This window comes from Desulfovibrio mangrovi (genome assembly GCF_026230175.1).
Taxonomy (GTDB): Bacteria; Desulfobacterota; Desulfovibrionia; order Desulfovibrionales; family Desulfovibrionaceae; genus Halodesulfovibrio; species Halodesulfovibrio mangrovi.
This window is the reverse complement of record NZ_CP104208.1, coordinates 2,594,655-2,607,564: the sequence shown is the minus strand read 5'-3', so window position 1 is coordinate 2,607,564 and position 12,910 is coordinate 2,594,655. Positions and strand designations below refer to the sequence as shown.

Sequence of the window (12,910 nt, the reverse complement as noted above, 5' to 3'; positions counted from 1 at the left end):
AATGAGGTGAGACGCCATGAGAGGAATGAAGGAGCGAAGCGCCATTGGCGTGATCGCGGGAGTTGCGGCGGTTCTGTTCATCGGGGTGGGAGTTCCCCATCCTGCGCAGGCCGCTGCGGGAGCAGGAGAAACGGGAACGCTGGCGCTGGGTGCGGCTTGTGCCGTGCTGACGCTGATCGCCGTGACCGGATGGGTTCGCGTACGCGGGGCAGCCCGTCGTGAAGAACGGATGGTGCAGTATGTAAGGGCCTTGACCGTAGGGGATGCGGTTCCGGCTGCCGTTGCAGGCGGGATTGCCTCGTTACGGGGAGAATCCGCCGGCAGCATGCGAGAACTGGCAGACGCATTCGGCCAGTTGCGCGCAGCGCTGGTGGCGGCTGAACGGAACGCGGATGACAGCCGCGCCCATGCGGAAAAGCGCCGCAAGGAGATTGTCGAAACGCGGGAGCTTGCGGAAAAGGCCCGCTGCAAGGGGTTGCTCAATTCATCTGATACGCTGGACGGGTCCATCGTCGGCATTCGTGAGTCGCGCGCGGCATTGCAGAAGGATGCGCGCAGCGCGAGCGAAGGGTCGCTTCGGCAGCAGGAACTGGCCGGCGAGGCCACTGTTGCCATGGAACAGATGAATGCCGCAGTGCAGCAGGTGGCAGAAGCCTCGGAGGCCGCAGCGGTGCATAGCGACACCACCCGTGACCGGGCGCAGGAAGGGGCCGTTTCCGTTGACCGGACCGTACAGGCCATTACGGATGTGCATGCGCAGACGCAGGCATTGGAAAGCGTGGTGAACGGGCTTGGAGCCAAGGCGGATGCCGTGGACGAGGTTATGGAGATTATCTCCAACATCGCGGACCAGACCAACCTGCTGGCGTTGAACGCCGCAATTGAGGCCGCCCGCGCGGGAGATGCGGGACGAGGCTTCGCTGTGGTTGCCGACGAGGTGCGCAAGCTGGCGGAAAAGACCATGCAGGCCACCGGAGAAGTGGGCAGCCAGATAACGGCCATCAAGCAGGGGGTGGCCCAGACGCGGGACGGAATGCACCAGACGGCGCGCATGGTTGATGCGGCAACGGAACTGGCTTCCCGTTCCGGCGAACTGTTGCAGAACATCGTATCGCTTGCGGAAGAGAGCGCAGGGCAGATCCAGTCCATTGCCGCTGCGGCCAGTCAGCAGGCCGTCAGCGCGGAGCACATCAATACCATCATTAGTACCGTGGACGAGATTTCCGGTACCACCAGCAGCCACATGCGGGATTCGCTCAGTTCGCTGTCCACTCTGTCCGGGGAGGTGGACAATCTGGCCAATCTGAACAGCGTGTTCCGGCTCATCGGCAGCGGCAAGGCGCACGAGTTGATCAACTCGCTGGCAACGTCGCCGGATATTCTTTCCGGCATGCCGGATCGGCAGGAACAGGCCATGCGGAGCATCATCGGCAGGCACTCGTTCGTGGAGCTGCTGTACATGACGGACTCCACCGGGGTGCAACCGACCTCGAATGTTCCCCGCCCTGGCAGTGAAAGCCGTGAAGACGCCAAGGCCCGCGGCAGGGACTGGTCGTCACGTCCATGGTTCAGCGGCCCCATGGAAACAGGCAGCCTCTACGTTTCCAGCGTCTATGTATCGGACGCCACCGGTGCTCCGTGCATCACGGTCTCCAGTCCCTTCAGGAATGCGCAAGGCACCATTCTCGGCATTGTGGCGGCGGATGTGTCCATTTAGGAAGACAGGGCTGGACTGAACGGCAGCCCCTGAGACCTTGTGCGGTATGACAAGGTGCTTGATCGGGGTCTTGTCTCAGGCTACAACAGCGCGCACAGGGAGCGCACGGGGCTGCCCGTGCGCTTTTTTCATGAATTCCCGTATAAGGATTGTTCAGCTGAGATGAAGTGCATCGCCATCGACTACGGAACCAAGCGGACCGGCCTTGCCGCCACGGATGCGGGCGGCAGGATGGCTTTTCCGCGCCGCACCCTTGTGATGACGACCAAGGATCGTTTTTTTGCGGAATTGCTTGCCTTCATTGAGGAGGAGAATCCCGCGGCCATTGTTGTGGGGCTGCCTACCTTGCTGGACGGTACCGAAACCCTGATGACCCGTCAGGTGCGCAACTTCGTGGCACGCCTGAAGCGTCGATGCACCCTGCCGGTCTATTACATGACCGAGGTGCTGAGCTCTCATGAGGCGGAAGACGACCTGCGCGAAGCGGGGCTGAGCGGACGCGAGATCAAGAAAGTGGTGGACCAGCAGGCCGCCGTACGCATTCTGGAATCCTTTCTCAATCAGCCTGAGCACCAGCGCTGTGCGACGGACGGAAACGCATGAAAAAGGCTCTGTCCATCAGCCTAGGCTCCGTAGCGGCGCTTATCCTGGTCGCAAGTCTGGTTACGTGGCATCAAGCCCGTTCCTTTTTGAAAACGGCTCCGGAAGCGACCGGACAGGAAGTGCATATCCGCATCCGGCCCGGGGCTACCTTTGACAAGGTGGCCGCAGATCTGCACGAGAAGAATGTCATCACCAGCGTTCGCAAGTTCCGGATGCTGGCGCGGTATCGCAAGCTTACCGGCTCCATTCAGGCCGGTGAATTCATCGTCAATACGGGTTGGACGCCGGATGAGGTGCTGGAGATGCTGGTGAAGGGCATGCCCGTGCAGTATCGCCTGCAATTCCCGGAAGGTCTGGCCTGGTGGGATGTGGCAAAGGCGGTCGAAGCGCAGGAATTCGGCCGGGCCGAGGACTTTCGTCAGGTTACGCATGATCCTGTTTTTCTGGCGGAGCACCGCATTCCCTTTGAAAACGCGGAAGGCTTTCTTTTTCCGGAAACCTACCTCATGGATAAACCAGAGGTTATGACGCCGCGCACTGCGTGGGAAACCGCCTCGCGTCTGGTGCAGACCTTCTGGAGCAAAACGGCACCCCTGTGGCCCGCGGGTCCTCCCCCTGCGGACGAGTTGCGGCGCATTCTCATTCTTGCCAGCCTTGTGGAAAAGGAAACTTCAGTAGCGGACGAGCGGGCCGTGGTTGCCGGTGTTTACGCCAACCGCATGCGTCGGAATATGCTCATGCAGGCGGATCCGACCATTATTTACGGGATCGGCCCAGCTTTTAACGGCAACATCACGAAGCGAGATCTCCGTAACGCCACCAATCCCTACAATACCTACATGCAGCCCGGGTTACCTCCCGGCCCCATCTGTTCACCGGGGCTTGAAGCCATACGCGCAGCGGTGTTTCCGCAAAAGCACTCCTATCTGTACTTCGTCGCCAAGGGTGACGGCAGCCATCATTTCAGCAAGACACTCCAAGAGCACAATGCAGCTGTAGCCAAATATCAGTTGCGGCGCAGGCGCTAGCGGTCCGCTGTGCGCAGTGGGCCCCGTTGCGCACTCTACCTGTCGGATTTGTAACTAATGGTTAAAAATTGACGCCTTACTTGACGTAACTTGTGGAGTATTCTACAGGTTTGCTAAAGTAGCTATACTGTACTGCGGTAGGGTGGATACTCTGTTGCCGCAATGCGCTATAGGCATTTCATGTTGCCGTTCTTTCCATTCTGGGGGTGGCCGGACTTCCGGTTACAGATGATGGGACCACATCGCTGCGCGTCTGCTGCGCTACGGGAGGCTCTATGCAGTTCTTGCTTCGTTCCCTGGGGATCAAGGTTCTCTTCCTTGTCACAGTGGCTTCGGTTCTCTCCTTTTCCGGTCTATTCCTTGCCAATTCCTACAATCAGAAGGAAACCGCCTTCTACCTCATTCATGATGCCGCAGCATCCGTTTCTGACATGCTGCTCAGCGCCATCGAAGATCCCATGTCCGTGGGGGATGACGCCGGCACCCGCGCCAAGTTTGCGCATATCCGCGAGCAATACGACAATATCGACGTCTATCTGACCGATTTCAAGGGCGTGGTCAGCTACGGCACCCGCGAGACGGTAGAGCGCAAGGAGCTGGCCGGCGAGATCGGGAATCCCACTCTGGCTGCTATTGTGACGGAATCGCTGGAGACTCCAGTCAAGCGCTTTGAAACCCTCACCATCGGCGATAAGCCTTACTTTGCGGCTACCTATACTATTGAGAATGCCGAGAGCTGCCACCACTGCCACGGTGCGAGCCGCAAGATTCTCGGTTCCATGGTCATGCTCAAGGATATTTCCAGCGAAATGGGCATGCTGCATCAGGCCCAGTATGTTGGGGCGGGGCTGTCTTTTGCAGGCATGGCGGGACTCATTGCCGTGCTTCTGCTGTTCATGAAGTTCGGCATCGTGAACCGTATCCGCTCCATCACCGGCATCAGCCACGAAATTGAAAAGGGCAACTACTCCATCAATTTCTCCGATTCCGGTACGGACGAACTGGGTGTGCTCAGCGGCAACCTTGCCAAGATGGTGGAAACCATTCGCGACCAGCTGCAGTACAACCAGTCCGTGTTGAACGGCATTATCGTGCCGCTTGTGGTGGTGAACAAGACACAGGGAATCGAATATGCCAACTCCCCCATCCGGGCCATTCTGGGGACCAACGGTTCTGCCGGAAGAGAGACTCGTCTGAACAGCGTGCTGCTGGGTGGAGGGCATGATGAGGACATCGCCGACAAGGTGCTGGCCACCGGACGCAGCACCAGCGGACGCATGAATTTCCGTCGTGCGGATGGTGTGCAGTTCCCGTTGCAGTATGAGTTTTCTCCCCTCAAGGATGCCAACGGTGCGGTAACCGGCGCCATTGGCGTGATGATCGATCTGACGCAGGAAGAGCAGGACAAAGCCCGGATTGAGGCTAACCGTAAGAACCTGCTTGCGGTGGCAGAGGAAGTGACGGCCATTTCCATGAATCTGGCCTCGGCGGCGCAGCAGCTTTCCAGCCAGATGAACGAAGTGACGAGCAACTTCGAGGAAACCGCCGGCCAGACCAGTCAGGTGGCCACTGCCATGGAAGAAATGAATGTGTCCGTGCTGGAGGTGAGCCAGAGCGCCACGTCCACGGCGCAGCTTGCGGAGCAGGCCAGCGGTGAAGCCACGCAGGGCGGCAAGGAGATGGGCTCCACCGTGCAGGAAACCAAGGATATGTCCAGCCGCGCAGCCGAGCTGGCGGGCAGTCTGGATGCATTGGCCTCCAGCGCCCAGAATATCGGCAACGTGATCGGCGTGATCAACGATATTGCGGACCAGACGAACCTGCTGGCGCTGAACGCGGCTATTGAGGCGGCGCGGGCAGGAGAGGCCGGGCGCGGTTTTGCCGTAGTTGCGGACGAAGTACGCAAGCTTGCGGAAAAGACCATGACCGCCACCCGTGAGGTGGAACAGGCCATTGTGCATATTCAGGAAAGCACCCGCAAAGCGGTGCAGGGCATGCAGGAAACCCAGCAACGTAGCGTGCGTACGGCCGAAAAGGCCGGTGATACCGGCGCGATTTTCTCCATGATCGTTCAGCGGTCGGAGCAGATGGCGGATATGGTGCGCTCCATCGCCACGGCATCCGAGCAGCAATCCGCCACCAGCGAAGAGATCAACCGGAGCATCAACTCCATCAACCACCTGTCGCAGACCATTGCGGGACGCATACAGGAGGCCAACGAAGCCATTCAGGAAGTGGCAGGCATGGCGCACAAGTTGAGCGCCATGGTGGAGCGCTTCAAGGAATAATCATGGCATGACAGGCAGGGACGGCGTATTGCCGGAGAATTGTTGTCCCTGCCTGCTGGCCTGGTGATCTGGCAGGGGGATTGCCGATGCGTCGCCGTTTGCGGAGCGACGCATTCACAGACAGTGAAACAACAGCGGGGGGAGTATGACGACATCACACCTTGAACGTCGCAAGCATTCGCGTCTTGAGCTCAAGGCTTACGGCTTCAGCCATTTGTGTTGCGTTCATTATGGTGGAAAGAGCCTTGAGGTGCACCTTATCGACATCAGTCCGGGTGGGGCGAGAATTCGATATCTTAATGCGGCCGGTTCGCGGCCGGAATCACTATCTTCCGTCCATTTCGATACAAAGCTGAACATGAACGGGGTGCAGTTGAACGGGCTGGGCAGTTCGGTGCGCTGGGTGAATGGGGATGAGTGCGGGCTTAAGTTCGATCGTGAGCTTGAGTTGGCGGCCTCTGATTTGCAGTTGCTGCTCAATCCCTGACGACTGTTTGCGGTATCAGACCCAAAAAAATTTCACTTTGGGATTGAACTGACCGCGCATCGGATGTATGGTGGTCGTGTTAGGAATTGTTACTGACAAACCTTGCAAGAACAACATACAAAATAAAACGATAGCTAGGAGTCATTCATGCCCAAGTTCCTCGAAGTTTATAAGTGCACGCATTGTGGCAACATGGTTGAAGTTCTGGTCGGCGGCGGTGCCGAGATCGTCTGTTGCGGCGAAGAAATGCAGCTTCAGGCAGAAGGCACTGTTGACGCGGCCAAGGAAAAGCACGTACCTGTCATCGAGAAGACCCCCAATGGCTTCAAGGTGAAGGTTGGTGCCGTGGCCCATCCCATGGAAGAGAAGCATTGGATTCAGTGGATCGAACTGGTGGCAGACGGCGTGAGCTACACCAAGTTCCTCAATCCCGGCGATGCTCCGGAAGCTGAATTCTGCATCTCCGCTACCAAGGTTACCGCCCGCGAATACTGCAACCTGCACGGCCACTGGAAGGCTGAGCTGTAAGATCAAGAGAATACGAGGATAATCCCATGCAGAAGTACGTTTGTTCCATCTGTGGTTATGAGTACGATCCCGCCGAAGGCGATCCCGATAACGGCGTAGCTGCCGGTACCAAGTTCGAAGACATTCCCTCTGACTGGGTGTGCCCCGTGTGCGGCGCTCCCAAGAGCGAATTCGAACCTGCCTAGGCAGAGATTGGATGACATGAAAAGCCCCCGCCAAGCGGGGGCTTTTTTTGTGCCTTCAGAGGGTTGGAGGAGATAATCGTGTTTGGGCGGTAGCTGTATCCGACAGAAAGGAAGCATGGAAAATATATTTTCGAGGTCCTGAAGAGCTGGCGGAATATTTTTCCAAAAAAACATATTGATTTTGATTTTCATTTTCAATACAAGAGGGGCAACGAGACACAGTACCCGAAAGGAGTGAATATGATCCGGAAATTGAGCATCACGTCGCCGCAGGCAGGAGCAGGCTCCGTCCGCCGTTTTTTCAAAGGTTCGCTGAAATTTGCTGGTCCTCATTCCGATCGGGTTGAAGAAGAGCGTTGCACGAAGGAGCGGCAAGTAAGCTCCGCCTCCGAATAATTGTCTGATATAGGTACCATCATGGATTCATTATACACGCTTGGCGTTGCCGTCACTATAATTGCCCTAGAGGTGCTTGCCGCCAGTCTGCTTACGTAGCGGCGGAAAGCATGTCTGTTATTTTGCCATAGCCTTTGCCTGATACGCGCTTTACCTTGCCGGAAGCCCACCCGGCAGACAGGCCGCCACTAGCCCGGTGACGGCCTGTTTTTTCTGTGCATAACTGCTTGGAACACACCTGAAAGGTCACAGAGGCAGAGTGGGCCGTGACGCATGAAAAAAGCCGGAAGGAGAGGGCTCTCCTTCCGGCTGATTGTTTTGTCGGTCAAGGCAGACTACAGCGCGCTGTCGTCTACTACCCGTAGGGCACCACCGTTCTGGGCGTCCGTGGCGAGCTTCTTGAAGGTCTTTTTCCAGTCTTCGCCATGCAGGTTCTCCGCAATGTATTCCAGCGTGTGGAGTACAGGGCGTTTTTCATGCATGTTGATGAAGGTTCGGGCAATGCCCACCTTGCAGGAGGGGCAACCCACGATGACCGGAGCGCCTTCCGGATAGCCGGAGAGGCCGGATTCCAGCTGGAGCTGTTTGCGGGCCCGCAGCTTGTTGTAGATCTCAGGGCTGGTCATGGCACCCATGCCGGATTCGCCGCAGCAGCCGGGATTGATCGTCACCTTGGCGCCGGTCATCTCGGCAAGTGCCTTCTGGTAAATGCCAGCCGCCTTCACCTTGTGCACGCCGCTCCATTCCGCATGACAGGCCGCATGGTAGACCAGAGGCTTGCCTTCTGCGAATCTGGGAAGCTGCATGCCGCCTTCGGTGCCGGACTGCTCGATAATGAGCTGTACGATATCCTTGTGCACCAGACCGGCTTTGAGGTTGGCGGGCAGTTCGTACTTCTCAAGCCCTTCACGGCAGGAACCGCAGGCGGTCACCACGTGGCTGATGTGCAGGCCTTGTGCGGCGGCTTTGTCGAACATCGCCTTCATGGAGGCGACGTTGCGTTCGCGGTTCTGCTTGTAGAGCGTGTCCTTGCCCGCTGCCAGCAGCGGATAGCCGCAGCACTGGTGTTCATCGGGCATGACCACGGCGTAACCGGCCTTGAGCAGGAGCATCAGACCGGCAAGGCCGATGTTTCTGTAGAAGAGCGATCCGCCGCAGCCGGGGAAGTAGAACACTGCCTCAATGGGCTTGGAGCCGGCATGGGACTTGGGCACGAAGAGGGAGCCCTTTTCCAGCTTGATGGCTTCCGCAAGGCTGCGGTAGCCGATCTCGGGGCCGGGGCCTGCGAACAGCGGGTTCTCAAGGCCGGAGCGCCACGAGGCAGGAACGAGCCTGAGCGCCTTGTTCTGCATCCTCTGGCCCATGGCCGCCATCTTGGCTGCACGGGGCACACGGGACTGGATGTCTTTAGAAAGGAAATCCAGTACCTTGGACTTGATGGGATGGCCGCCTGCGCCTTCTTCATCCACAAAGGCGCGCAGCTCCAGCGCCACGCTGGAGGAGTTGATCTTCACGGGGCACACGGCGGTGCACTTGCCGCAGCCGGTGCAATGTTCCATCATCTTTCGCAACTGGGCGAGCAGGCTTTCGTCAGGCTTGCCCTTGTTCACCTGCGAGTAATACACGGCCTCAAGCAGGGCGCCGAGGCTCAGGTTCTTGTTTCGCGGGTGGAACTGCAGCGATTTTTCAGGGAAGAACATGGGGCACACCTGCTTGCATTTGCCGCAGCGGGTGCAGACCTGGATGTTCGTGAGCAGGCCGATGAGACGGTCCTTGTCCGCCAGACCGGATGCCTGAATATCCTTGATGAGCCTGTTGAAGGAGAAGGTGAACGGCTTCACCGGCGTTTCGCGCTGGGTCAGCTTTGCAGGGTTCATGATGGAATGAGGGTCCACCCGGCTCTTGAAGGTCTTGAGCGCCTGCATCTTCTCTTCGGACAGGAACTTGATCTTGGTGATGCCGATGCCGTGTTCGCCTGTGACCTCGCCATGCATCTCCTGCGCCTTGGCCATGACCTCTTCGGCCACTTCTTCGGCGTTGTGCAGCATGACGGGATCGTTGGAGTTCACGGGAATGTTCACATGGCAGTTGCCGTCGCCCGCATGCATGTGGTTGGCGATGATGATGCGGGTGGCCAGCATGTGTTCATGGATTTTCTGGAAATGCCGCTTGAGGCCGGGGTGCGCTTCGGCCAGCTCGTTGAAGTAGGCCGTGGCGCGGTCCAGCATTTCCTGATCGGAGAGTTCGGATGTGGGAATTTTGCCCTGCGCCACCTTGGAGGCGTAGGTGAACTCCCTGTTCATGGACTTGTCTTCCAGCGGCATGCCGTGCACGCGGCCCACGTCCTGCAACGCGGCGCGGTAGGCCTTGCCCATGCACTTCTGGTTCAGTGCTTCGATGAAGTCCGAGAAGTCGGGAATGACGTCGATGGGAATAACGATGTCTTCGTTGATCTTGAAGCCGGAGGTGCGGCGGGCAATGGCCGAGAGCTTGTGCCGGTCTTCCCAGTAGTGCTCGGCCTGCGCGGCATCCTTGGCCACAAAGGCATCCACCTGATCGTAGGGGGCGCAGATATCCACGATGTCCCGCACACTCTGTTCCAACGCGTCTTCATCGTTGGAGTCGAGCTGCAAAATAAGCACCGAGATGGGCTTGCCCTCATACTGGGTGGATTTCTTCTGATACTCGATGGCCTCAACGTACTTGATGCCGAATTCCTCAAGCGCGGAAATCTTCACCAGGTCGCCCTGCGTGCGGATGGTGTCGCGAAGGGCCACGACTTGCTTGATGACCAGCATGGCGTTGTGCATGGAACGGCCGAAGAATTCCAGCACCACCACGCGGAAGTGCTTTTGCGGCGGATGGCACACAAAGCAGGCTTCCACAATGATGCCGTCCGTGCCTTCCTTCTGCACGCCGGGCAAGCCGCCGAGGAATTTGTTGGTCACGTCCTTGCCGAGGCCGGGCTTGCGGATTTCATCACCTTTCAGGGTTATGACCGTGCGCACGCCGCCGGAGACGTCCTTCACCTCGAAGACTGCGGTTTCGCCTTCCATGATCTTGTGGCGCGGGTGGTTCACACGCTCCACGTCCACTATTTCTCCGGTGGGCGTAACCATGCGGTAGGAAAGAATGTTGTCCAGCGTGGTGCCGTATTCAAAGGCAAACGGGCCGCCGGAGTTTTCTGCAATGTTGCCGCCGATGGTGGACGCCGTTTTGGAAGCGGGGTCCACGGTGAACAGCAGGTCCTTGTCCGCAGCCGCCTTGATGGCGGTGGCGGTGATGACGCCCGCCTCAACGGTCAGCGTCATGGCCTTGGTGTCCACGTCCTTGATCCTGCTGAGTTTCTGCAGGGTCATGACCACGGTGCGTTTGCGTGCGGGAATGGCACCGCCGGTACAGCCGGAGGCTCCGCCGCGCGGGATGAGCGCGAACTTCATCTCGTTGGCAAGGCGCACCACGGCGCTCACTTCCTCGGCGCTGGCGGGCGCGACCACCAGCAGGGGAAGTTCCATGCGCAGGTCCGTGGCGTCCGTGGAACATTCCACCAGCGAACCGGGACGGGTATCTATGCGGTCTTTGGGAACCACCTGCCCGATGCGCTTGATGAGATCGTCACGGAAGGCCATGTCGGAGTCGAAGGAACTCCAGAACATGGTCAGGCCTTCGCGGAGCGTGGTGGCATAGTGATGAGCCAGACCGGGTACGGCCTGATCGAATCGGGCCTGAACGCTCTGGCGGACGGTTTCGGCGTCAATGAATGGGTTGTAGCGGACGAGGAACAGTTCTTCGGCCAGCGCGATGGCCGTTTCCCGGACGGCTTCCGGCCAGTCCTCAAACTCGTCCAGATCGATACGCAGCACCCGGTTCACCAACGATTCGGAACTAATTGATATGTGTGGACCTTTGTGCGGCATTTTCCATACTCCCAGTGTTACAGAAAAGAGAACCCTGATGTATAGTGACTTTTGTTCGGGTTGGCAACCGGACTGACTGCTCACTCAGCATGATGAAAGCCGCATTTTTTCAAGGAAATCTTGCGCATGTCTTCGAAAAAGAGGGCTCAGCGGGGCTTGGTTTATGCATCGGCTTTGTGTACTATGCCGAAAGTGATATTGCATTTTTTTCAGGTGGTCATAATGTCCCTTGCTTCCGACAGAATAAAGCTTGTCGCAGCTCTTTGCGGCATCATGCTTACGGGTTTCATTCTCCTTGGTGTGGTGAATTATAATGTCTCTCAGCGTTATATACGCGATGAGTTGGTTAATTCTTCCCTGCCTCTGCTGCGCGACACCATTTACTCCGAAATTCATGCTGACCTCATGCAGCCCATTCATGTCGCATCGGTCATGGCAAACGATACCTTCCTGCGTGATTGGGTGCTGGAAGGGGAAAAGGATTCGACCAGAGTCATCCGATACCTGCAGCGCATTCACGAGGAGTATGGTTTTTTTTCCTCGTTTTTTGTGTCAACGGCTTCCAGCCGGTACTATCACTTCGAGAACGTGCTCAAGGATGTACATCCAGATGATGCCCATGACGTCTGGTTCTACGACTTTCTGGCCTCCGGTCTGACGATGCGGCTGGATGTGGACACCAACGAAGCTGCCGGCAACGAGCTGACGGTGTTTATCAATTACAGGGTGCGCGATACTGCATCCCGCACTATCGGGGTGACAGGCGTGGGGCTGCGCATGGCCACCCTTGCCAGACTGTTCAGTGACTACAAGCGGCTGCATGGCAAGACCGTTTTCATGGTGGATGGCAAGGGTACCGTACAGGTGCATCCCGATGTGTCGCTTGTCAGAGGCACCTCACTTGCGAGCATGGCCTCGCCGGAAGTATCGGCGGGAGTGCTGGCAGCCAAGGATACACCGGCCGATTTCGAGTTCAAGGGAAAGGATGGCGGCGTTTACCTTACCTCGCGCTATATTCCGGAGATCGACTGGTACATTGTTGTGCAGCAGGCGGAGTTTGACGTCATGGCCTCGGCGCGGGACAATTTCATCCGCACAGTTGCGGCGGGTGCTGTGGTGACGCTGGCGGTTCTGCTGGTGAGTGTCATGACCGTGAACCGGTATCAGAGACGTTTGGAATCCGTAACGCTTGTGGATTCCCTGACCGGGCTGCCCAACCGGCGTGCCTTAGAGCAGCGATTCAACATGCAGTATTCTCTGTTGAGCAGGGGCGGGGAGGTGTTCTCTCTGGCTGTGCTGGACCTGAATGATTTCAAAGTCATTAATGATACATACGGGCATATTGTGGGCGACCGCATTTTGCAGGAACTGGGCAGGCTGTCAGGAGAAATCCTCAGGAAGACGGACATGCTCGCCCGTTGGGGCGGCGATGAGTTCATGCTGCTCGTCATGGGCGGTGCGGCCAGCGCCAATAATGTGGTGCACAGGTTTAATGAGCGGCTCGCGCAAACGCCGTTGGTGGAAGTGAACGGCGAGTCCCTCTGCATTCGGATGAGCTGCGGCCTGACAACGGTTCTGCCCTCAGACTCGTTGGATACGGCCTATCTGCGGGCTGACAAGGCCATGTATGACGCCAAGCGGGAGCAGACGCTTGAGTGCAGAATAGGGGACTAGCCCAGCGAAAGCGTCTGTCGTTTCGGTTCATGGATTCTTGTGGTTCCTGATTTCACGGTACCGGCAGACTGTCGGGAAAGCTGAACC

General features: G+C 57.9%; 9 protein-coding genes. 8 read left to right on the top strand and 1 reads right to left on the bottom strand.

Going from position 1 to position 12,910, the window contains the following annotated elements; translation table 11 throughout:
• Positions 1-16: 16 nt before the first annotated feature.
• From N1030_RS11840 to rd, 7 genes are all read left to right on the top strand, one after another.
• On the top strand, positions 17-1,717 hold the full coding sequence (locus N1030_RS11840) for a methyl-accepting chemotaxis protein (RefSeq protein ID WP_265825688.1): 1,701 nt from the start codon (positions 17-19) through the stop codon (positions 1,715-1,717).
• Positions 1,718-1,879: 162 nt separating this feature from the next.
• A complete protein-coding gene (gene ruvX, locus N1030_RS11835; RefSeq protein WP_265829058.1) occupies positions 1,880-2,320 on the top strand; it encodes a Holliday junction resolvase RuvX in 441 nt (146 codons plus the stop codon).
• Entirely contained in the window at positions 2,317-3,348 is a 1,032-nt protein-coding gene (mltG, locus tag N1030_RS11830; protein WP_265825687.1) for an endolytic transglycosylase MltG, read from the top strand. Before ruvX ends, mltG begins: the two co-directional genes overlap by 4 nt.
• Before the next feature lie 275 nt (positions 3,349-3,623).
• Positions 3,624-5,636: a methyl-accepting chemotaxis protein gene (locus N1030_RS11825; RefSeq protein WP_265825686.1), complete on the top strand. Its 2,013-nt coding sequence runs from the start codon at positions 3,624-3,626 to the stop codon at positions 5,634-5,636.
• A 145-nt stretch (positions 5,637-5,781) separates the two neighbouring features.
• Entirely contained in the window at positions 5,782-6,123 is a 342-nt protein-coding gene (locus N1030_RS11820; protein ID WP_265825685.1) for a PilZ domain-containing protein, read from the top strand.
• Between the two features lie 147 nt (positions 6,124-6,270).
• Entirely contained in the window at positions 6,271-6,651 is a 381-nt protein-coding gene (locus N1030_RS11815; RefSeq protein WP_265825684.1) for a desulfoferrodoxin, read from the top strand.
• 26 nt (positions 6,652-6,677) lie between these two features.
• Positions 6,678-6,836: a rubredoxin gene (rd, locus tag N1030_RS11810; RefSeq protein WP_265825683.1), complete on the top strand. Its 159-nt coding sequence runs from the start codon at positions 6,678-6,680 to the stop codon at positions 6,834-6,836.
• Between the two features lie 731 nt (positions 6,837-7,567).
• Here the strand turns inward: rd and N1030_RS11805 are convergent.
• A complete protein-coding gene (locus N1030_RS11805) occupies positions 7,568-11,149 on the bottom strand; it encodes an FAD-binding and (Fe-S)-binding domain-containing protein (RefSeq protein WP_265825682.1) in 3,582 nt (1,193 codons plus the stop codon).
• A 222-nt stretch (positions 11,150-11,371) separates the two neighbouring features.
• Between N1030_RS11805 and N1030_RS11800 the strand changes: the two genes are divergently transcribed.
• The gene (locus tag N1030_RS11800) at positions 11,372-12,823 is read left to right on the top strand and encodes a sensor domain-containing diguanylate cyclase (protein WP_265825681.1); all 1,452 of its coding nucleotides are present in this window, start codon (positions 11,372-11,374) and stop codon (positions 12,821-12,823) included.
• The last annotated feature ends 87 nt before the right edge of the window (positions 12,824-12,910 follow it).